We start from the raw sequence: 22,661 nt of genomic DNA, 5'->3' as shown, positions 1-22,661 counted from the left end.
CTAAAAACAGCCCGTTACCATACTGTTAAAATGGTGAATTGTCTAAAAACCAACTGTGGTTAGCTAGCAACAATACGCATACTTTTACCTTAAAGTTCGTGGTAGCGATAGATGTATTTAAACCTGAATGTTTTCAACGTTGGTTACTGATTAAGCGAAGGCGGACGCTTTTTTAAATCATCGGGCGCTTTGTGATACCCTATCGGCCATTTTTTATAAAGTGGCGTGATTTTACGCCCTTGTTCTAATTTTTAGGAGTTATTGTGTCAGATAAATTTTCAACTATTGAGCTACAAGCAAGCTACGGTATCGGTCTCCAAATGGGCGAGCAATTGCGCGCTAACCCTTTCGACGGATTAGACATCTCAGCCGTGCAAGAAGGCCTAGCTGATGCGTTTAACTTGCAACCTGCGCAAGTGACTAACGACGCGCTACGTGAAGCATTTAATCAAATTCACGAACGTATGCAAGCTGCTAAAAATGCTCAGTTTGCTGAAGCGCAAGAAGCAGGTGAGGCGTTCTTATCAGACAATGCTAAGCGTGATGAAGTAACGGTAACTGAAAGCGGATTACAGTATGAAGTCGTTAATGCGGGTGACGGTGAAACACCTACTGCTGCCTCTACCGTGCGTGTTCACTATCACGGTACCTTGCTAGATGGCACTGTGTTCGACAGTTCTTACGATCGCGGACAACCGGCTGAATTCCCTGTTGGCGGTGTGATCAAAGGTTGGACTGAAGCTCTTCAGCTTATGCAAGTTGGTGCTAAGTTACGTTTATTTGTTCCACACGATCTTGCTTATGGCGAGCAAGGCGCTGGTGGTGCAATCGCACCATTTAGCACTCTTGTGTTTGATGTTGAGCTACTTGATATCATCGCGTAACACGTATTTCGTATTTCAAAAGCCGGTTCGCCGGCTTTTTTTATGCCTGCTCACCGCACAGTGGTAGAAAGAGTGGCACAAATGGCGCGAAAAAATGAGTGTTTAACAAACTGTTAAAACACCTACTCATGTTTTGCTGGTAAAATAGCCGAATATTAATGGTGTTCTTGGATGATAGAGGAAAGTGAATGATTGATATAACAGGCGATCGTGGCAGCAATGTCAAAAACGATGTGCTGTCGGGTATCACGGTTGCATTAGCGCTAGTGCCAGAAGCGGTTGCGTTTGCATTCGTAGCAGGTGTTGAGCCAATGGTCGGCTTGTATGCTGCTTTTATGATGGGCTTGATTACGTCTGCAATCGGCGGGCGACCAGGCATGATTTCTGGTGCCACAGGCGCTATGGCCGTTGTTATGGTTGCGTTGGTTGCTCAACATGGTGTGCAATACTTGTTTGCTGCTGTGTTATTGGCCGGCCTGCTGCAAATCTTGGCAGGAGTGTTTAAACTTGGTAAGTTTATTCGACTGGTCCCTTATCCCGTTATGCTCGGGTTTGTAAACGGCCTGGCTATCGTGATCTTTCTGGCGCAGCTTGGTCAATTCAAGGTAACTAACGCTTTAGGTGAATTGGAATGGATGCAGGGCAGTGCGCTGTATTACATGCTGGGTCTTGTTGGTTTAACCATGGCAATTATTTTCCTGTTACCTAAGTTAACCAAAGCAGTTCCTGCATCTTTAGTGGCTATTGTCACTGTAACGCTTTTAGTGCATGGCTTAGATTTGGAAGCGCGTACTGTTATCGATTTTGTGCGTGATATGTTGCCTGAAGAGCAAAAAGCCACGGCGACGTTAGCGGGTGAGCTACCCAGTTTTGCTATTCCTATGGTGCCGTTCAACCTTCAAACTTTATATATCATTTTACCTACATCGGTGATTCTGGCGTTAGTTGGTTTAATTGAATCCTTATTAACGTTGTCACTTATCGATGAAATGACCGATACACGTGGTAGCGGCAATCGTGAATGTGTTGGCCAAGGTGTGGCAAATACTGTCAACGGTGTCTTCGGTGGTATGGGTGGTTGCGCCATGATTGGCCAAAGTATGATTAACATCAACTCTGGCGGTCGCGGTCGTTTATCAGGCATCACAGCAGCATTGGTACTTTTGGGGTTCATTCTTTTCGCTGCTCCTCTGATTGAAATGATACCGCTGGCAGCCCTTGTAGGTGTTATGTTTATCGTGGTTATCGGCACGTTTGAATGGGCGTCTTTCCGTATTATTCGCGGTGTAAACAAGGAAGATGCTTTTGTACTATTTCTGGTGACAGCAGTTACTGTTATCGCTGATTTGGCTATTGCGGTTGTGGTCGGTGTAATAGTGTCGGCACTGGTGTTCGCATGGAAACACGCTAAGCACATTTCAGCTAAGACGCATACTGACGAAGATGGATGGAAAGTATATGAACTACAAGGGCCGCTGTTTTTTGGCTCTGTTTCTTACTTTAAAGACTTGTTCGACCCACAAAATGACCCTCAAGATGTGGTGATTGATTTTAATGACTCTCGTGTTTGGGATTCGTCAGGAGTAGATGCAATTGACTCTTTGGCTGACAAATATCAGCTACAGGGTAAGAAGCTTCATATTAGGCATATCTCAGCCGAATGCCGCGCTCTGATGAGCAAGGCTCAAGGCTATGTTGAAATGAACCTGAATGAAGACCCACGTTATAAAATTGCTACTGACAAGCTAGGTTAATCCTAGTCAATATTCGCCAAGCGCAAAACTAAAAAAACCGCTGAAGGGGCACTTCAGCGGTTTTCTTTTAAGAGATTAGAACATCTCTAATTCGTCGGCTTGGGTCATACCTAGCTCACGCAATTCTTGCCGCAGTTTATAGCGGTCGTGAATTGCTTCAATCTCTCTCCACTTTCTTTTTGTTGTTTTCGTTTTATTCGGGCGGGATTCGGTATCAATTACAGTTAATAATTCAGATGTATCCATTGAGATCTCCATTATTACATAATGTATAGCATTGAAATCTTTGAGCTTTCCATTCGAACTCAAATGAAAATTTCAAATAATATTTACCATAGGAGTGGATAAAATAGAATACATTTCTTAACTTATTATTAACGTTTGGTGAAGTTTTTTTGACACTGATAGCCCTAAAAGTGAGCAGAGTAGCGACTTTCAGGCTATTTCTGTTTGTTTTTTAAACGTGAGACGATAAAAGCGCTAAAAGCCACGAACGCTCAATTACCGACCTTATTGCCGCTTTCGCGCATTCTAAGCGTACATTTTTTATTCTTACTTTCTTTGTTCTAAAGCAATTGAGCAATTAAGCAGATCTTACCCCTTGATTAATAATCCAAAGTTGCCATGCTACGGGCAAAACAACCTATTGTAGTAGTGCATATGGAATTAATGTGGCTTTTGTTCGCCTTTGTGGGCGGTTTGAGTATGAAACAATTGGGCTTACCGCCATTGATTGGCTTTCTCAGCGCGGGGTTTCTGCTTAATTACTTTGGCTTCGAAAGCTCTGAAAATCTGCAGTCCTTAGCGGATTTAGGCATTACGTTGATGCTGTTCACCATCGGTCTCAAATTAAATGTGCGCGATTTACTCAAACCCGAGGTATGGGTTGCCAGTGCCCAGCATATGGTGATTTGGGTACTATTGGTCACGGGTGTGATTTATGGCGTGACATATTTAGGGTTATCGTATTTCGCTGAGATGACTCTCCAACAAGCGGCTCTTCTTGCTTTTGCCCTGAGTTTTTCAAGTACAGTTTGTGTGGTCAAGATTCTCGAAGAAAGCGGAGAAATAAAAACGCGTCACGGCAAAATTGCTATCGGTGTTTTGGTTATGCAAGACATCTTCGCTGTGCTGTTTTTGGTATTCGCCGCAGGAAAAACACCAACACTATGGGCGTTCGCGTTATTTGCTTTGTGGTTCGCTCGTCCCTTACTATACCGTCTAATTAACAGCGCTGGGCACGGTGAATTGCTCCCTCTCACCGGTTTTTTGTTTGCACTTGGCGGCTATTACATATTCGATTTAGTCGGCGTGAAAGGGGATTTAGGGGCGCTAATTTTAGGCATGTTAATCGCTCCCCATGCAAAAGCCGCAGAATTAAATAAATCCCTACTCAGTTTTAAAGACCTGTTTCTTGTGGGGTTTTTCTTATCTATAGGCTTGATAGCATTGCCCGATCTTGAGATGGTGATGATTGCATTGCTTTTATGTGTGCTGGTGCCGTTTAAGTTTTTACTCTTCTTCGTGACATTTGTGCAATTCAAGCTACGTGCTCGTACGGCTTATTTGTCCGGTTTGGTAATCAGTAACTTCAGCGAATTTGGCTTAATTGTAGCCGCGTTAGCCGTTAGTTCTGGTTGGCTTACTCCCCAGTGGTTAGTCATTGTGGCGCTTGCTGTATCGTTTTCTTTCGTATTTACCAGCTTGCGGTATAAGTCAGCTCACAGTCAGTACCTAAAGTTGAAAGATACCTTGCGCCAATACGAAAGCAACATTCGCCTGAAAGAAGATATTTATCAGCAACCCGAAGGCGCAAGCGTATTACTGATTGGCATGGGACGAGTGGGCAAAGGAGCTTATGGCGCTTTGCGGCCTTCATTGGGAGATGAGCTTTGCGGCGTAGATGCAGATCCACAGCGTGTAAGAAAACTCCAAGAAGATGGTTTAAAAGTGATTGTAGGTGACGGCGAAGATGCCGATATGTGGGAAAACGTTGATACCACTGATATCAAGCTTATCTTATTGGCATTACCGTCTGTTGATGACACTACTCATATCACGCAACAATTGCGTGTGGCTAAGTATCAAGGGAAAATAGCTGCTATTGCCCGATACGATGATGAAGTTGAAAAGCTGATGTCTACGGGAACGGACTATGTATTTAACATGTTTACCGAAGCTGGTGCTGGTTTAGCTGAAGAAAGCTTACGTATGCTCAGTGCTGAAGGTGAATATCAAATGACTAATGCGCAGTTGTGATTATCAAGTTGAATAAGCGTTAATACACACTCTTTTACCTAATCATGGAGTAAGTGTGTACTTACTTGTGCTAGCATTTATTGTCTTTAATATCGGTACAATAAAAGTAAAGTGAGGAAGCTCTATGAGATTACTAATGGCGTTGGTTGTGATGTCTTTAACGGTAATGCCCTTTAGCAGTGGAGCAGCGAATCCCCATACCGATGGCGCTGGTAAAACGGTGGATGTTGCTGCCTTGAAATACGATGCTACCCTAAGCGAGTTTCCTTATCCGTATGCCGTTGAACATTTCGCGGTTGATTCTCAAGGGCAATCGTTAGATATGGGCTACATGTATTTACCGAGTGCGGCCAATAAACCAGTGGTGGTATTGATGCATGGTAAAAATTTTAACGGCGCTTATTGGCAATCTACTGCGGAACATCTGCACGCACAAGGCTATGGAGTATTGATCCCAGATCAAATAGGTTTTGGTAAATCTTCGAAACCTGTTGATTATCAATATTCGTTTTCAGCATTGGCTAGTCACACAAAAGCGCTAATGACATCACTGGATATCGAAAAAGGCATCATACTTGGTCATTCTATGGGCGGCATGTTGGCCAGCCGCTTCGCATTACTTTACCCAGAAAGCACCTCGAAGTTGCTGTTGATCAATCCAATAGGGTTAGAGAATTACTTACTATATAGCCAATACAAAGACGTCGATTTTTTCTATCAGCAAGAGCAAAAGAAAAGCGCTAAGTCTATTCAGGCATACCAGCAGAAAAACTATTATGCGGGGCAGTGGGATCAGCAATACGCTAATTTGACATATTTTATGATTGGTCAAGTGCAAGGCCCTGATAGCGATAGCATTGCAAAGGTTAACGCACTAACCTACGACATGATATTTACCCAGCCTGTCATCGAAGAATTTGAATATATCTCGGTGCCTACTCGCTTGATTATTGGCACAAGGGACAGAACGGCCCCCGGGCGAAATTGGCAAAAAGTAGGCAATACGCATGAGTTAGGGCGGTATGATTTGCTGGGTAAGCAGGTGATAAAGCAATTCAAAGACGCTAAATTGTATGAGTTAGCTGACTTGGGGCATTTGCCACAAATAGAAGATTTTTCGCGTTTTAAAATCGTGCTGGATAAAGCGTTACACTAAGTTGAATAATGAGTCAGCGGCGGGCGGCCCGATCGATTCAGCATGGCGCATGCATCGAGTCAGTAAGGTTTGAATTAATCTTGCTGCTTTGACTTCACCGCGGCGCCCAGTGCAATCCCCGCCCCAGCACCAATAGCGATACCCATGGCCAAACTAATATATAAAATATCAAAAATAACGCCAAGGGTTAAGCCAATCGCTGAGCCCGTGCCGCATCCTATCGCCATGTAGGTCGCGTAAAAGCGATTCGTCTTTTCCAGCTGCATCTTACTTGTCATAACACTTTCCTTAATCTGATATGCCTAAAAATTTCGAGCGAGTTAGCTAAGAGCGTCTTATAGACTAACAAAGAATGCTTGCTGAGTACGTATCGTGAACACAGGCACGCAATAATGACTTTTTAGTGGTGTGATTGAAGGCCAATAGGAAGCGCGTTAACTGCATTGCACCCTTTGCGTGAATTACGGATAATCCAACTAACTAACCAAGTGGCAGGGCAAACATGACGATTACTTTTGTAAGAGAACAAGAACTTAAAGCGCTGTGTCAAAGCGACGCCTTATCGCATGCCTTGTTTTCAGTAGATTATTTAAAAGGGTTAGTCTTTGCGGTGGCATCTGCACCTGAAATTCCTATGCCTGAGGTGTGGTTACCGTGGATTTTCAGAGAGCATGGGCAATTGCCTGACACTGGAACGGCGGATAAATTGACTGATATCTTAATGGGTTTGCTGCAGCATCAATTGAGATTAATGCGTGATGATCAAGTGCGCTTAGACGACGGGTTAGAATTGCCGCCAGACGCGCATAAAATTAACACAGAGCAGTTGCCATTATCTCGCTGGTGCAATGGGGTGCTAGCGGGTCACAGTCGACTCGAAAAAGTATGGAATAATGCATGGCAAAAAATGCACAACAAAAACCCCCATGCTATGCCTGCTGCCACTAAGAATTTGTCTCATTGCTTAACCATGTTTAGCACCTTCGCTGATTTGCCTTTGGCATTTGAACAAGCGAAGGTACGTGATAATGACAAACAATTTGTTGCTCTACTACCGACGGTATTTTTATCATTACCCCCAGCGTTACAGACTTACGTGAATTTGTCAGGGACGCTGGTGGAATATCTACTTAACCAGTTTGAAACCTTTAGCCCACCGAGCAAGTAGCTCTCCTACTTTATTTTCTGGCCTGTTGCTTTAGTTCATAATCCAACTCTTGAGGTGAAATAATTAATCCTTCTTCATCTTGATTGGGAAACACCGCAATAAATACATCGTCTTCTTCTAAACCTGAGGTCCAACTGGCGTACCATTTTTCTAAACTTATGGCTTTAGCTTCGCAGTCTTGCCACTCTCCAGTCGCCCAAGACTGAGCAAACTCTTTATTTGGCCAAACAGGTGCGCAGTCTTCATCTTCGGTGTTGAGCATGACGCAACCATCTTCATCCGTGAGGATCCAAATCTGTTTTTGCTTCACGACTTCTTTCAGCAAATACTTCAGGCGCTCATCTGGTGTGAATCGTTCAATGTTGGCTATGCTGTCTTGGACAAGGGCTTGAGTCATAAGGGGTTACCTTTTTATCGAAAAATAATGCGTGATCTTAACTGATGGCTAGCACGAGACCAAAGGCTTTCTAACACAAGTCGTTTTGGGGCTGTAATTCACATTAGGAGGCAGCCAAGCAACACAAATCCCGCCCTGCTGATTTAGCTTGATACATAGCAGTGTCCGCTCTGCCAAGCCATTCAAACTCTGTTTCATCAAACTGATACTCAGCGATACCGGTAGATACAGTAATGTGCAGGCCTTGTTCGAACGGAAAGTCATTGACGGCTTGACGGATACTTTCCCCAAGGGTAATGGCTTGCTCCAAGTTACCATCAGTGAGTACAACGAACTCTTCGCCCCCGAAGCGGTACAAGTACTGTTCGCTGGTGAGCATATGCTCTATCAGCGCTGATGTCTGTGCCAGCACCTCATCACCGCATGCATGGCCCAGTTGATCATTTATCTTTTTAAACTCGTCTAAGTCGATTAATAGCAAGCAGGCTTTAACTTTTTGAGGCTGCTGGCGTTGTTCTTTAACGATGTCGATGAGCTTCTCTTCCATTGCTCTGCGGTTGCCTGCTCCTGTAAGGGGGTCCTTATAGGACAATATCTGCAACTGGACTTGCTGAAAACGCATACGATCTGAAAAGGCATAGCTGAAGAAAAAGGTCACTAAGGTAGAGAAGTAATAGCGTACATTGTCTAGCAAGGTCATATCTGCATGCAACAAATAGCCAATGAAGCCCACGTTTACCGCACACAACACCGCTGCTAGTTGGGGAGGCAGAATAAAGAATAAACAGATTATGGCGGGGTACACCCAGACAATTTGCTCCGCACCTTTAAGCCAAATAGTACCCGAGGCGATTGCAAGGCTTATAATAGACAGCACCCACCTAGCAAATAGGGTGCGCCGAGTAAAATACACATAAGCTAACAGCCCAGTTGTGGAGGCAACCGCTACAAAATCTAAGAATGCAATGTACCAATCTTGGTTGATGATACGAATTACGAGAAAGGGGAGAATACACAGTGCCGCAGCGGCACTAATTGACATGATAATCTGCTCTTCAAAGGAGCGCTTTTGATATTTCATTGCGTTTTGGACATCCTTCAAAGCGATTAATTCAACGTAACGCCATAGACCTATACTAATGGCGTTCCTGATTTTTACCACTAAAAGTGCGTTAATTCCCAATCGTTTCAGTACTGAGTGTGAGCGGAATACAGTTATTTTAACAAATTAGTAACGTTTTCATGCCATTGATGCCTGTTTCATAAAATTATATTTGGTTTTGGATCCTTATTTCCGACTTAAATATGGGTTATGGTTTTGTTTTGAAATATAAACTGGTTAAGGTGATGTTATGCAAAACAACCAAAGTTTCGAGCATGCAAAACTTCTTTCTCCGAAACGAAATACTACTCAGGCGACTAGCATAGATGAGCTGACACAAGAGCAGTTAGCGCATTTTGGTATTGATATTCGAACCGACTATGGGCAGGCATTATTTCAGGCGGCGAGTCATTTGTACCACGCCCAAGCCGACGTTAATCAGTTATGGCAAGTCACAAGCGACACACTTGCAGAATTGGAGCATAAAGACAAAGTCGCTTATTTTAATGCCAAAAAATTCCTTTCATTTCAGATAGCTAAAGTGCTGGATACCTTGCAAAACCCGTTCAGAGCGACCTATCAAAGCATGACGAATCAAGGTGGTGCTGGATTATCTAAACATCACTACCCGTTATTCGATAATGTCACTGCGTTGTTTTCGGCTACGCCGGTGGTCGTGCGTACCGCCACCTATGTGTATGCCTGCACAGAATGGGTAGACGATGCCTTTCAAGGGAAAGAGTCAACCCATCAAATTTACTCGCGCTTGTTAAATCCGACTAATATTTCCTTGGCTAACGCCATCGTTGATTTAGAAGCGGGCCCTTATGCGCAAGACTACTTAGCGTGGAATTTTAACTCGGGTATGGCAGCGATCGATGCATTGTTGTCTAACGTGTTGAGTCATGGTGATGTATTGATTGTGTCGCGCAATGTGTATGGGGGTGTGTACCAGTTATTACATGACTTTTTCGCTCGTGAAAATCGCCTAAATATTCAGTTAGAGTGGTTTGATGGATACTCAAGCGCAGAATTTTCCGCGTTTTTAGCTCAAGTGAAGAACAAACATGCACAGCGCTTAGCTAACCAGTCATTGCATGTTTATCTTGAATCGCCCTGTAACCCTCATGGGTATGTGCTCGACGTTGCCGCTATCAGCAAAATCAGTCACGGCGAAGGGCATTTGGTGATGCTTGATTCAACCCTCGCAACTCCGGTATTGCATCAACCGCTGCAACGTGAAGACGAGCAAGAGCGCCCAGATTATGTGGTGCATAGCTACACCAAGGATATTTGCGGCAGCGGCGCCACAACCGCCGGTGTGGTTATCGGGCAGGGTTATCGTATGTTTCAAGCTAAAGGGGACAGCGCTAACGGTTACGATTGGTCTAAAACCATGTTTTGGGATGTGTATTATATTAAAGGTGCGTTTCTTGATTCTGAAAAAGCATTCGATGTACTAACCGGAATGAAAACCCTCGAAATGCGTATGCTACAAAAAGTGATTAACACATCCGTATTTAGTCACTTTATGGCATCTCACCGCGATTTAAACGTTAACTGTCACGCGATAGAAGGTCACGCTAATAGTCAGTTAAGGGCAAATCAAATGCGCAATGGTTGGTCATGCCCATTATTCACCATGGATATGCAAAGGGCTGAGATAGACCGAGATACGTATGTGCGCTTTTTTGATGCGCTTGAACCGGCATTTAGTCATCAGGTCAGCATAGGCCAAAGCAACACAATTATACTGTGCCCAGCGTTGACCTCGCATTCTGAACTAGATACAGATACTCAGCACAAAGGCGGGATCTACCTTACGACAATGCGCGTGGCTATGGGCACGGATAATGTGAAAGCATTGATCGGACATTTAATAAACAGTGCTCGTCTACACATTGACCCAGCCTACCCAGGGTTCAGCGAGCGTTTTATGTCGCCAGAGCAAGTTGACAGTTTGTACGCAGCTGTTGCGACGCGCGTAATGCAACAGCAGCAAAGATCGTTAGGCGACACCCAAGACTGGATCGGCTAATGCCACAGGGCTTTGTTTTCCAATAAATGTAGGCTGAAATCTATCAAAGCTTTGCCTATACTGAGCGACTACTGTCATTACAACATTGTCGCTCGTTTTCTTTTTCAACTCTCGGTGTAAGCTCGCTTTAACGCATCTCTATCGTCTAAGCCTGAGTATTAGTTACCCTATGCATGGAAGTTCTCGAAGGCTAAAGGAGTGCGCCATGCAAAACACCACTGTAGATATCGCAAATAATCAGGGCGCACAGAATGCTAGCCTCGCTAACATTTTTGGTTTCGATCAGTTTCGGGGCGGCCAGCAGCAAGTTGTTAGTCAGCTACTCAATGGCCAATCTTCCTTAGCTATTTTCCCCACCGGGTCAGGTAAATCTCTGTGCTATCAATTTTGTGCACTGCATTTACCCCACTTAACCCTAGTGGTATCGCCTTTATTAGCGTTGATGAAAGACCAGTTAGCATTTTTACAATCCAAAGGCATTGCAGCTGGCAGTATTGATTCAACTTTGAGTCCTGATGAGCAGCGCAGCAACATGGAGCGCGTGCGAAGCGGCGAGATAAAAATATTGATGGTCTCAGTTGAGCGTTTTAAGAATGAGCGCTTTCGTCAGTTTATCGACAGTATTGCTGTATCGATGTTGGTTGTTGATGAGGCTCACTGCATTTCAGAGTGGGGGCACAACTTTCGACCAGATTATTTGAAACTGCCGGATTATCGAGCCCAGCTAAATATTCCTTTGGTGTTGCTGCTAACCGCAACCGCGACCAAAAAAGTGAAATTAGACATGGCCAAACGGTTTGCCATTGAGCCGCAGCATATAGTGCAAACGGGCTTCTACCGAGAAAACTTAGACCTGCAAGTTATTGCCACCCCAGAGCGAAGAAAAAATCAGACGCTGTTACAGATAATTCAAGCGCAACAAGGCTGCGGGATTGTGTATGTCACCTTGCAGCATAGCGCCGAACAAGTGGCGCAGCGTTTAGCGGCAGACGGAGTGTCCGCTAAAGCGTATCACGCTGGCTTAGGTGATGAGATCCGCCAACAGGTTCAGCAAGACTTTATGGAGGGACGTATTCAAGTCGTTGTTGCCACCATTGCATTTGGCATGGGGATCGACAAGTCAGATATTCGCTTTGTCGTGCATTACGATTTACCCAAGTCTATTGAGAATTACAGCCAAGAAATTGGCCGAGCAGGGCGCGACGACCAACTTTCTCACTGTATTACACTGGGCAATTTAGATGGTCTGCACACAGTGGAAAATTTTGTCTATGGCGATACGCCTGAATTGCAGGGGATCCAAATTTTACTAGACGATATTCGTCAAGGGACACAAAATCACATTGCTAAACCCACAGGGCAACACGCGACTCAGTACGAAAATGAAGGGGCTACTGAGTTTGTTAATGGTAGCCAGTGGGAGTTACAAATAAACGGTCTTTCTACCCTAAGTAATATTCGCCAACTACCATTAAAAACCCTATTGGTGCAGCTTGAACTGATGGGGATTGTGCGTCCGCAGTATGCTTATTTTGCCGACGTGCGTTTTAAATTTTTGCAGGATAAAGTAGATGTACTGGCGCGCTTTGACGAAAACCGCCAAGCTTTTTTAACCAGTGTGTTCGCCAATACCGACTTTAAAAAGGTATGGGGTAGTTTGAATTTTGATAGCTTATTTGAACAAACGGGCGCCGAGCGCGCTCGAGTCGTAGCGGCGTTGGAGTATTTAGCACAAAACCAACTCATTGAATTGCAAACTAAGCAAATGACTGAAGTTTTTCAGGTAGATACGGACAAGCTAAACCAGCCTGAATTAGCCCAAACATTGCACGCCTATTTTACCGATAAAGAGCAGAAAGAACTGCAACGTATTGCGATGCTGGTGCGCTTCTTTCAGTTAGATCAATGCCTTAGTCATAACTTGTCACGTTACTTTGACGATCTCAATGCACCAGAAAAATGCGGCCATTGCAGTGTCTGTCGGGGGCAAGTGGCTCACTTGCAAGTCACCAATCAAGTACCTGAGATAGATGAACTCGCCGTGGCTGAAGCCATGCAGGCGTTGGCAAAGCACATAGAAGGAAAAGTGGAGTATCGCTTACGTGAAGATACCTACTGCCGATTTTTAACCGGTATGACGATGCCGTTATTTACCCGTTTAAAGATACGCCAAGTGCGGGGTTACGCCATGTGTGAAAAGAGTCGCTACCCAGCGATAAAAGAAGTCGTACGGCGCTTTTTAGCGGATAGCGTAAACCAATAAGTGGTAGCTACATGGCAAAATCATAACACCGGGTATCGAGAACGCATCTTCAGGTTTATTTAAAACGCTATTTGAAAAGTACGTCACACCGCCCTTACTAACAGGTTGGCACAATGCTGTTTTTTAGGCTGTTTATCCCGCTGTGCATCAGCGCTAGGGCGATGACATTTCGTGGGAGAAAATAATTTCGTCTTGAAATGAGGAAATTTCGTTATTGGTCGATAAATGTGGTTAAAATCGTGAAAAATACATAACTTGTTACCGAATAATAGTTATTTGGTGATAATTTACATGTTGGTAACATTTAAACTGCTTCCTTAATCACGCCTTAGCAGTAAGCTTAATAAAACACACAACTCAAGCGCTCGTCGTATAGGAAATTTCATGTCAAAGTTGATGCACACCCTTCGTTTACAGCCTTATTGGATAGCGCTCGTTATTCTAATATTACTTACGCTCTGGGTTGCATCCGGTATGTTATTCGCAGAGCAAACCGACAACGCCCAAGCACGCAAAGAAGCAAAACACAGAGACGCCGGGCTTGTGAGTGTTCGTGCCGAGCGAGTGCACGCCAAACCTATCACCCGAGAAATTAACTTATATGGTCGTACTGAGCCAAACCGGGGTGTAACGCTGCGCAGTGAAGTCAGTGGTTTAGTGGTGAAAGTCTATGTTACAGAGGGGCAGAGGGTGAAAGAAGGCGAGCCCCTAATTGATATAGAAACCAGTGATCTGATTAATCGACTCAAGTCAGCAAAGTCAACGTTAGCCCAGCGCAAAATCGAGCTAGAAGGTGCTGAATCACTCGGCCAAAAGGGCTATCAATCCAAAGTAAACTTAGCTCAAGCGCAAGCAAACTTAGAAACGGCTGTGTCTGAGGTCAGTACGCTGGACTTGGCGTTATCCAAATCTACGTTGAGAGCTCCCTTTGACGGCATAGTCAACGAACGTCACGTAGAGCTGGGAGATTTACTCAAAGATGGCGACGAAGTAGCCATGCTGGTGGATTTAGACCCACTGATTATCACAGCAGATGTCACAGAAAGTGATGTGCAAGCACTGACTTTGGGCCAGAAAGCCTCAGGGCGTATGATTTCAAATGACATCGTCACCGGCACGATCCGTTATATTTCGAGTGTGTCAGATATGGGGACCAACACATTTAATGTCGAAGTTGCCATTGATAATCCTGACACTAAGTACTTAGCAGGTATGAGCACCGAATTATCTGTTCCCCTGAAAACCACTTTGGCCGTGCGTATTACCCCTTCGGTAATGGCGTTAGACGAAGCGGGTAATTTAGGGGTAAAAACCGTGGTAGATGAACATGTAAAGTTTATTCCCATTGATATTGTCAAAAGCGATAGCCAAGGGGTGTGGCTGGGCGGTATGGGCGAAATCACCGATGTTATCACCCTAGGTCATGGTTTTGTGCGCGATGGTGACAAGGTGAAGGTCACTTATGCTGAGGGCGGTAAGGGCCAACAGCAAGCCGCTGGTGGCACGCCGAATAACGCGCAATCTAGCGCCGATCTGCAGGCCCAGTAATGAATAATCTTATTGCCGCGGCGCTCACCCATAGCCGTACCGTATTGATGATGTTTGTTTTATTGATTGTGGCAGGCGCGGTGACGTATGCCACCATTCCAAAAGAAGCAAACCCCGACGTTCCCATTCCGTTTATTTACGTGTCAATTGTGCATGACGGTATATCCCCAGAAGATGCTGAGCGCATGTTGGTCAAGCCTATGGAGCGAGAGCTGCGCTCTATTGATGGCGTGAAAGAAATGAAAGCCACCGCTGGTGAAGGCTTCGCCAATATTACGCTTGAGTTTATCGCAGGCCTAGATTCAAAAGACGCCCTAGCCGATGTGCGTGACAAGGTTACCGTAGCGCGCGCCAAGTTGCCCTCAGAAACAGAAGAGCCAACCATTCATGAAGTCACAATGGCGGGTCAACAAGCAGCGATAACCGTGGTGTTGTCTGGCCCTGTGGCCGAACGTGCTCTGGTCACCGTGGCCAGAGAGCTACAAAACCGCTTAGAAAGTCTCAGTGAAGTGCTAGAGGTGGATATTGGCGGTGACCGAGAAGACATCGTTGAAATTGTTGTCGATCCGTTACTGATGGAGTCTTATGGGCTTGATCAAAACGATATACTTAACCTGTTATCGCGCAATAATCGTTTGGTTCCAGCAGGTACAATGGATAACGGAAAAGGCAGCTTTGCAGTAAAAGTGCCATCGGTATTTGAATCCGTTAAAGACGTCATGGAGCAACCCGTAAAGGTGGAAGGTGAGCGTGTTATTACCTTTCAAGATGTTGCACAGGTTCGCCGCTCTTATAAAGACCCATCAAGTTTTGCGCGTCTAAATGGCGACAATTCTGTTTCCCTAGAAGTTAAAAAACGACCCGGTGAAAACCTGCTTGAAACCGTGGCTCATGTAAAAGAACTGATTGAGGGCGCTCAGCAAACTGCGATGTGGCCTAGTAGTGTGTATGTGAGCTACACAGGGGATCAAAGCGTTGATGTAAACATGATGCTTGGTGATCTGCAAAATAACGTGTCGAGCGCCGTTATATTAGTCGCCGTGGTTATTGTGGCTATCTTAGGCTTGCGAACGGCCATTTTAGTTGGGGTGTCGATACCGGGTTCATTCCTCACCGGCATTCTGATCATCGCTATGTTTGGCTATACCCTAAATACCGTCGTGTTGTTCTCCTTGATTATGGCGGTAGGGATGCTGGTAGATGGCGCCATAGTGGTCACCGAATATGCTGATAGGTGTATGGGTGAAGGGGCAACCAAGCAGCAAGCTTACTTAAAGGCAGCACAGCGCATGGCTTGGCCGATTATTGCGTCTACCGCAACCACATTAGCCGCCTTTGCACCGCTGATGTTTTGGCCGGGGATGATGGGTGAGTTTATGAAGTACTTGCCGTTTACCTTGATTGCAGTGCTATCAGCTTCTTTGCTTATGGCCTTGGTTTTTGTCCCCACGCTAGGGGCAGTGTTTGGTAAACCGCAAACCATTTCTGCTCATGCTAAAAAACAAATGTTGCTTGCAGAGAATGGCGATTTAACCAAGCTAAGTGGGTTTACCGGCCGCTATGTGCGTTTATTAGCAAAAGCGATAAGCAATCCGTGGAAGGTACTAATGATTGCCTTCGTTGTGGCTGGATTGTCCTTCTTCGCGTATTTTTCATCGGGCCTCGGGCTCGAGTTCTTCCCTAAGGTCGATAGTAGTGGCATTAATGTGACCGTGCGCTCTTCAGGCGAAATGTCTATTTACGAGAAAGACACCATAGTGCAAGAAGTAGAAGAAAAGCTGATTGATATGGACGCCATAGAGACCTTGTATGCCCGCACCGGTGGGCAAGATCAAATTGGCTACTTACGTTTGAATTTGGTTGATTGGCACCTGCGACCTCATTCAGACGATGTTCTCAAGGAAACCCAAGAGCGCCTAGCTGACATGCCAGGTTTGGACATCGAAATTACCCCAGATCAAAATGGCCCTCAATCGGGTAAAGACTTGCAGATCCAGCTATCGTCTCGTTTTCCTGAGCTTTTGAACGAAGCCGCATTAAAAGTGCGCCATGCGTTAGATGAAAACGATAAATTCACCTCTATCAGTGATACCGCATCCCAGCCTGGTATTGAATGGCAGTTAAAGGTGAATCGCAGTGACGCGGCACGTTTTGGCGCAGACGCCACGTTAGTGGGTAGCACAGTACAATTCGTTACTAATGGTTTGAAAATTGGCGAATATCGCCCTGATGATGTGGACGATGAGCTCGATATTCGTGTGCGCTATCCTATTGATTCACGTTTTATCGGTAAGCTTGACGAACTGCGCATGAAAACAGCCACAGGTATGGTTCCCATCGGCAATTTTGTTGAGCGCAAAGCGCAGCCCAAAACTGATTTAATTCGTCACGTTGATAGTGAGCGAGTGATTACCGTTGAAGCGAATATGTCTCCTGGGGAGCTGCTGAGTATTGAGCTGCCTAAACTGCAGGCACAGTTGCCTGAGCTGAACCTAGACCCAAGGGTAAGCTTGTCGGTAAAGGGGCAAAATGAAGAGCAAGCTGAATCCCAAGGCTTCTTGATGAACGCATTTTTGGTCGCCCTGTTCGTTATGGCGATTATTCTGGTCACTCAGTTTAATAGCTTCTATCAGGCATTTTTGATCCTAAGCGCCGTGCTATTTTCTACCGTTGGGGTCTTTTTAGGCCTAGCTATTTTTCAAAAGCCGTTTGGCGTGGTCATGTCAGGCATAGGTGTTATTGCATTGGCGGGCATAGTGGTGAACAACAATATCGTGTTAATCGATACCTACAATATATTGCGCAAAGAAGGTCACAGTGCCACGGATGCCATTTTACGTACGGGCGCCCAACGCTTGCGCCCAGTCTTGATGACAACCGTCACGACCATACTCGGCCTGTTGCCTATGGTGGCTGAAATTAACATCGATTTTATCGGTCGCAATGTTGATATTGGCGGGCCGTCGACTCAGTGGTGGTCTCAACTGGCCACTGCGGTTGCCGGAGGCTTAGCATTTGCTACCTTACTGACCTTGGTTTTGACCCCCAGCTTGCTGGCGTTAAAAGCGGGCAGAGATCAGCGCAAAGGGTCGGCTGTGGCACAATTGGCAGACACGCCATTGCTAACAGATAAGTAACAAACCCCTCACTGAGCACCTAAGAATGAGACATCTTCCCTTGGGTGCTCAGTGAACTTTTTCACTAGGTATCAACCTAAAACGTGCATCATGTAACAGCTTTCGCTATTATTTTTTTTCGCCTCTACGTGTAAATTAAAGGATCGCATATGTATAAATTGTATGGCTCTACGACCTCTCCTTATGTGCGCCGCTTGCGAATTTGGTTAGCCAATATCGAGCATGAATTTGTCAACATGCAGATATACGAAAAAGCCGGCCGTGAAATATTGATTACTAAAAACCCAGCCATGAAAGTGCCTGCACTGGAGCACATCCAAGACGGCAAAAGTCTGTTTATTTACGACTCTCGGGTGATCTTTCGTTACTTGAGCGAACAGCATGGATTTCCAGCCTTAAGCTGGCCACAAGAAAACCAGCTAACCTTAATCGACGCCGTTAACGATAGTCTGGTGCAAATGTTTCAATTGTCACAGTCAGATGTGGTCGCCGATACTGATAAATTGTTCTTTAAATTGCAAAAAGAACGAGTAAACAATGTGTTGGCTGAATTGGACGGCCAAGTGCAAGACGGCGAATTTGCCAACTGGAATTACCCCGCTATCTGTCTTTTTAGTCTTATTGACTGGGTCGAATTTAGAAGCTTACACAATTTAAAAGGGTTAAATGCATTACTTGAATTTCACCAAGAAAATGCTCAGCGCATTGAAGTTACCGCAACTGACCCCAGAATGTAGTGTGAATTTAGGTAACGAAAAAAGGTAAAACTATGACACCAGAACAGCAAACTGAAGCCCAAGCGGCGGCATTTCGTCAGCTTGTTAAACATTTGGATGAAAACAAAGATGTGCAAAACATCGATTTGATGATTCTGGCTGATTTTTGCCGTAATTGCCTGTCTAAATGGTACATGGCGGGTGCTAAAGAGCAGGGCGTTGACATGGACTATGACCAAGCGCGTGAGGCGATTTACGGTATGCCATTTGCCGACTGGAAGGCAAAATATCAAACGCCAGCTACACCAGAGCAGCTCGAGGCTTTTGAAAAACGCCAAAATCCCTGCGGCTAACTCGCCAGAGTACGTGACTGTCATATAACCACTCCCTAGGCTGCGCTTAGGGGAGTGGAGGACTGCTCACAAGACAACTTTTTTATCTCGCTGGTTTCTTATCAAACTCGTTCGTGGCCACTGTACGGAAATATCCTTACTGGCATAGTGTTAAAACACAGCATTTTTTAGCTACAGCACTTTCATCGCTGTAGCACTTTCATAGCTTTAACACTCACATCGCTGTAGCACATACTTAGCCGTAGCGCTCATTTAGCAACTGCAATTATTAATTGTTTGTAACTTAGTGTTCTTGTTGGCACACTGGTATCTGGTCAAACCAGATGAAAGGTCACAGTATGCCTGTTTCTAACCCCCTTAGAAAATTCGTAGATAAAGTCAATCAATACCCGACACCTATTAGTGCCTTTTTAATGACGAAGGTGTTTCGCCATAAGGTTAAATTGGCGGGTACCACTAGTATCGATGTTGTCGCTACAAATGGGCGTCAGGTGGAATATCGTATGAAAAACCGTAAAAAGGTTCAGAACCACATCGGCAGTGTGCATGCCGCGGCCATGGCGTTGCTTGCAGAGTCGGCCACTGGTTTTATTGTGGGTATTAATTTACCTGGCGATAAGCTACCGCTGATTAAGTGCATGAACCTCAATTATGTCAAACGAGCTACAGGCGACATTAAAGCGATAGCGACCCTGACAGATGAGCAGATAGCGTTATTAGAAGTGCAAGAGAAAGGTGAAATTAGCGTACACGTTAAGGTAACAGATGCCGCGGGGATTGAGCCCGTTGAATGCGAAATGATATGGGCTTGGGTACCTAAACGTTAAGAATTTTTCTCTTTTAAAATCAACAGACGAACTGTCATAAAAATTCCATAGAAACGATAGTGCAAAAATCGCCATTTATCGGAAAAAAATCGTATATAAAATGCCGTGAAAAATATTGACAGATTTCGGATTTAAATTATAAAGCAGGTTGGCAATAGCCAAACTATATCGTCTTTCATTTAATTTAAATCGGGGATGCCATCATGGCACAACTTTCTAGAGAATCATTGTTTCAACGTGTTTTTAGCGACCCTAAAAACTATCCTTATGGTTTTTCACGTTCAGGTGACTTTTCAATTTCTGAAAGCAAAGCACTGAGCCAATATGGTTGTTTAATTGCTGCCTTACTTGATGGCCGAATTGAACCAGAATGTGATGAAGATAACTCACTGTTAGCTGTGGCTAAAGGTGAGAAAGACCCGAGTAATGTTGCTGAAAAAGCATGGTCTAAGTATGACAAACGTATACATCGACCTAAACTTGGCAATATTTACGGTAGTAGACCGTCATCTCAGAGCAATGATGATGACTTGACTGAAGATAGTGACTTAGAAATCGAGTTGGATGATTAACCTTATTTTAGTTGTAAATTCGTAATATCATCCTATTAGCATGGTTGAATCCGCATAATTCGAAAGGTATATCCTAATATATTGCTATATTGGGATATATATCTCACTTTTATCAAGTTTCCTGTTTAATCTTACTCTTCCCTCAAGTATAGTTTTCGTTCGTTTGGTAGCGATATAGTGCCGAAACCTTTTTTTTTACAACTTTTTAGGAGAGTAGCCGATGGAAATGATGTCAGGCGCCGCAATGGTTGTGCGAACCCTAAAAGATCTTGGGGTTAAGCACGTATTCGGGTATCCCGGTGGAGCCGTATTAGATATATATGATGCATTGTACGCGCAAGAAGATGTAGAGCACATTCTGGTTCGCCACGAGCAAGGTGCTGCGCACATGGCTGATGGTTATGCCCGTTCTACTGGTATTACAGGAACCGTGCTGGTCACATCTGGTCCTGGTGCCACAAATACCCTAACCGGTATTGCCACTGCTTATATGGATTCAATTCCAATGGTTATCTTGTCTGGTCAAGTGCCTTCGATGCATATTGGCGAAGACGCTTTCCAAGAAACCGATATGGTCGGTTGTTCGCGCCCTGTGGTTAAACACAGTTTCCTCGTTAAGCGCGCTGTTGATATTCCTGAAGCTATCGCTAAAGCTTATTATATTGCTAACACTGGGCGACCTGGTCCTGTGGTGGTCGATTTACCAAAAGACATAGTTAACGTACTTGAAGAGCATCCGTACCAGTTCCCTGAAGATGTCACTATGCGCTCTTACAACCCAACACTTAAGGGTCACAGTAAGCAAATCAAGAAAGCATCGAAAGTGTTGCTTGAAGCCAAGCGACCTATCTTATACGTGGGCGGTGGTGCAATAGCTGCAGAAGCAAGTGAGCTGGTGACAGAAATTGCAGAAAAACTAAATTTGCCTGTTACGTCTACTCTGATGGGCTTAGGTGCATTTTCGGGCGTACACAAGCAGAGCTTAGGTATGTTGGGAATGCATGGTACGTTAGAGTCAAACAAAGCGATGCACAATGCGGATTGCATATTGGCATTAGGTGCGCGTTTTGATGACCGAGTAACAAATAACGTTGAGAAGTTCTGCCCTCACGCCACCATTATTCACGTAGATATAGACCCTGCGTCTATTTCTAAAACGGTTGCTGTGCACGTGCCGGTTGTAGGCAGTGTGGACCAAGTGGCAAAGCAGTTGCTTAGCCAAATGGGCGAGATAGATACCACTAAGCAAAAAGCCAAATTGGCTGATTGGTGGGAGCAAATCGAGCAGTGGCGTGGTCGCAGTTGCTTGAACTACAAAAAAGACGACAACCTGATTAAGCCGCAAGAAGTAATACAGTCGGTTTATAAACACACAAACGGTGATGCTTATTTAAGTTCAGACGTAGGTCAGCACCAAATGTTTGCTGCTTTGTATTATCCGTTCGCGAAACCGCGTCGCTGGATAAACTCTGGTGGTTTGGGCACCATGGGCTTTGGTTTGCCCGCTGCAATGGGCGTACAAATGGCCCACCCTGATGCAACATCGGTGGTTATCACTGGTGATGGCAGTATTCAGATGAATATCCAAGAGCTGTCAACGTGTTTGCAATACAAGCTACCGATTAAAATCATTTCTTTGAATAACCGTGCGTTAGGTATGGTTCGTCAATGGCAAGATATGAACTATAAGAGTCGTTATTCAAGCTCTTATATGGATTCTATGCCTGACTTCGTGAAGTTGGCTGAAGCCTACGGTCACATTGGTATTCGTGTTGAGCATCCAGATGATTTAGATGCCGCGATGGAGCGTTGTTTCGCCGAAAAAGAACGCTTGGTATTTATGGACATCGCGATTGATCAAAACGAACACGTATACCCCATGCAGATTAAATTTGGCGCAATGGACGACATGAGATTAAGCAAAACGGAGCGTACATAATGAAACGTATTATTTCAGTTTTAATGGAAAACGCCCCTGGTGCTTTATCACGTATCGTGGGTGTTTTTTCCCAGCGTGGCTATAACGTTGACTCTTTGTGTGTGGCAGCGACAGACGACAAAAGTTTGTCTCGTTTGACTATTACCACCCAAGCAGACGACAAGGTTATCGAGCAAATCACTAAGCAAGTAAATAAGCTGATTGACGTGCTTAAAGTGACCGACTTGACTAATGGCAGCCATGTTGAGCGTGAACTTATGTTGATTAAAGTGGCTACGCGCAGTGAGCTTGTGCGCTCTGAGGTGAATCGCAATGTGGATATCTTCCGCGCGCAGATTATCGATGTCGACTTGAACAACTATACCATTCAAGTCACTGGCACGAGTGACAAGCTAGACGCATTTGCCAATGTACTCGCACAAAGCACTGAGATCATCGAGGCGTCTCGCACTGGGATCTGTGGTTTGGCTCGGGGTGACAAAGCACTGCGCCCATAAGGGTTATGCTCGATATCTAAGATTCAAACCTAAAATGCAAAAAGGCTCAAA

19 protein-coding genes are annotated in these 22,661 nt (G+C 44.8%); 15 read left to right on the top strand and 4 right to left on the bottom strand.

Annotated features, from left to right (window positions below; genetic code table 11):
• The first annotated feature begins 263 nt into the window (after positions 1-263).
• Together GMES_RS17170 and GMES_RS17165 are read left to right on the top strand one after the other, a co-directional pair.
• Positions 264-884, top strand: a complete 621-nt coding sequence (locus tag GMES_RS17170; protein WP_006994029.1) for an FKBP-type peptidyl-prolyl cis-trans isomerase — start codon at positions 264-266, stop codon at positions 882-884.
• Positions 885-1,072: 188 nt separating this feature from the next.
• Positions 1,073-2,638 (top strand): SulP family inorganic anion transporter, encoded by a 1,566-nt coding sequence (locus tag GMES_RS17165; protein WP_006994028.1) that lies wholly within the window; start codon positions 1,073-1,075, stop codon positions 2,636-2,638.
• A gap of 75 nt (positions 2,639-2,713) precedes the next feature.
• On the opposite strand, the gene GMES_RS22315 is transcribed toward GMES_RS17165, so the two are convergent.
• A complete protein-coding gene (locus GMES_RS22315) occupies positions 2,714-2,884 on the bottom strand; it encodes a DUF3545 family protein (protein ID WP_006994027.1) in 171 nt (56 codons plus the stop codon).
• A 414-nt stretch (positions 2,885-3,298) separates the two neighbouring features.
• On the opposite strand from GMES_RS22315, the gene GMES_RS17160 reads away from it, so the two are divergent.
• Both GMES_RS17160 and GMES_RS17155 read left to right on the top strand, forming a co-directional pair.
• A complete protein-coding gene (locus GMES_RS17160) occupies positions 3,299-4,897 on the top strand; it encodes a cation:proton antiporter domain-containing protein (RefSeq protein ID WP_039987705.1) in 1,599 nt (532 codons plus the stop codon).
• A gap of 124 nt (positions 4,898-5,021) precedes the next feature.
• Positions 5,022-6,053: an alpha/beta fold hydrolase gene (locus GMES_RS17155; RefSeq protein WP_006994024.1), complete on the top strand. Its 1,032-nt coding sequence runs from the start codon at positions 5,022-5,024 to the stop codon at positions 6,051-6,053.
• Between the two features lie 74 nt (positions 6,054-6,127).
• Here GMES_RS17155 and GMES_RS22635 read toward each other — a convergent pair whose 3' ends face one another.
• Positions 6,128-6,331: a hypothetical protein gene (locus GMES_RS22635; protein WP_006994023.1), complete on the bottom strand. Its 204-nt coding sequence runs from the start codon at positions 6,329-6,331 to the stop codon at positions 6,128-6,130.
• 224 nt (positions 6,332-6,555) lie between these two features.
• On the opposite strand from GMES_RS22635, the gene GMES_RS17145 reads away from it, so the two are divergent.
• A complete protein-coding gene (locus GMES_RS17145) occupies positions 6,556-7,221 on the top strand; it encodes a UPF0149 family protein (RefSeq protein ID WP_006994022.1) in 666 nt (221 codons plus the stop codon).
• 10 nt (positions 7,222-7,231) lie between these two features.
• Here GMES_RS17145 and GMES_RS17140 read toward each other — a convergent pair whose 3' ends face one another.
• Both GMES_RS17140 and GMES_RS17135 read right to left on the bottom strand, forming a co-directional pair.
• Positions 7,232-7,618, bottom strand: a complete 387-nt coding sequence (locus GMES_RS17140; protein ID WP_006994021.1) for a DUF2750 domain-containing protein — start codon at positions 7,616-7,618, stop codon at positions 7,232-7,234.
• A 103-nt stretch (positions 7,619-7,721) separates the two neighbouring features.
• Positions 7,722-8,699, bottom strand: coding sequence for a GGDEF domain-containing protein (locus GMES_RS17135; RefSeq protein ID WP_006994020.1), 978 nt, complete (start codon positions 8,697-8,699; stop codon positions 7,722-7,724).
• A 271-nt stretch (positions 8,700-8,970) separates the two neighbouring features.
• On the opposite strand from GMES_RS17135, the gene GMES_RS17130 reads away from it, so the two are divergent.
• The 10 genes from GMES_RS17130 to ilvN all read left to right on the top strand — a co-directional run bounded on the left by GMES_RS17130 (position 8,971) and on the right by ilvN (position 22,610).
• Positions 8,971-10,758 (top strand): PLP-dependent transferase, encoded by a 1,788-nt coding sequence (locus tag GMES_RS17130; protein WP_006994019.1) that lies wholly within the window; start codon positions 8,971-8,973, stop codon positions 10,756-10,758.
• Between the two features lie 205 nt (positions 10,759-10,963).
• Entirely contained in the window at positions 10,964-13,021 is a 2,058-nt protein-coding gene (locus GMES_RS17125) for a RecQ family ATP-dependent DNA helicase (protein ID WP_006994018.1), read from the top strand.
• Between the two features lie 384 nt (positions 13,022-13,405).
• Positions 13,406-14,569, top strand: coding sequence for an efflux RND transporter periplasmic adaptor subunit (locus GMES_RS17120; RefSeq protein ID WP_006994017.1), 1,164 nt, complete (start codon positions 13,406-13,408; stop codon positions 14,567-14,569).
• The gene (locus GMES_RS17115) at positions 14,569-17,706 is read left to right on the top strand and encodes an efflux RND transporter permease subunit (protein WP_006994016.1); all 3,138 of its coding nucleotides are present in this window, start codon (positions 14,569-14,571) and stop codon (positions 17,704-17,706) included. The genes GMES_RS17120 and GMES_RS17115 overlap by 1 nt, the downstream gene beginning before the upstream one ends.
• Before the next feature lie 149 nt (positions 17,707-17,855).
• Positions 17,856-18,443, top strand: a complete 588-nt coding sequence (locus tag GMES_RS17110) for a glutathione S-transferase family protein (RefSeq protein WP_006994015.1) — start codon at positions 17,856-17,858, stop codon at positions 18,441-18,443.
• Positions 18,444-18,475: 32 nt separating this feature from the next.
• A complete protein-coding gene (locus tag GMES_RS17105) occupies positions 18,476-18,775 on the top strand; it encodes a DUF1244 domain-containing protein (protein WP_006994014.1) in 300 nt (99 codons plus the stop codon).
• Between the two features lie 338 nt (positions 18,776-19,113).
• Complete coding sequence (locus GMES_RS17100) at positions 19,114-19,602, top strand: DUF4442 domain-containing protein (protein ID WP_006994012.1); 489 nt, start codon at positions 19,114-19,116, stop codon at positions 19,600-19,602.
• A 203-nt stretch (positions 19,603-19,805) separates the two neighbouring features.
• Positions 19,806-20,174 carry a MaoP family protein gene (gene maoP / locus GMES_RS17095; RefSeq protein WP_006994011.1) on the top strand — a complete coding sequence of 123 codons (369 nt, stop codon included), beginning with the start codon at positions 19,806-19,808 and terminating at the stop codon, positions 20,172-20,174.
• 220 nt (positions 20,175-20,394) lie between these two features.
• The gene (locus GMES_RS17090) at positions 20,395-22,113 is read left to right on the top strand and encodes an acetolactate synthase 3 large subunit (protein ID WP_006994010.1); all 1,719 of its coding nucleotides are present in this window, start codon (positions 20,395-20,397) and stop codon (positions 22,111-22,113) included.
• Positions 22,113-22,610 carry an acetolactate synthase small subunit gene (ilvN, locus tag GMES_RS17085; RefSeq protein WP_006994009.1) on the top strand — a complete coding sequence of 166 codons (498 nt, stop codon included), beginning with the start codon at positions 22,113-22,115 and terminating at the stop codon, positions 22,608-22,610. The genes GMES_RS17090 and ilvN overlap by 1 nt, the downstream gene beginning before the upstream one ends.
• Positions 22,611-22,661: the final 51 nt, after the last annotated feature.

Source organism: Paraglaciecola mesophila KMM 241 (genome assembly GCF_000315015.1).
Taxonomy (GTDB): domain Bacteria; phylum Pseudomonadota; class Gammaproteobacteria; order Enterobacterales; family Alteromonadaceae; genus Paraglaciecola; species Paraglaciecola mesophila.
Note: the sequence above shows the minus strand (reverse complement) of the source record. Positions and strands in the feature narration are given on the sequence as shown.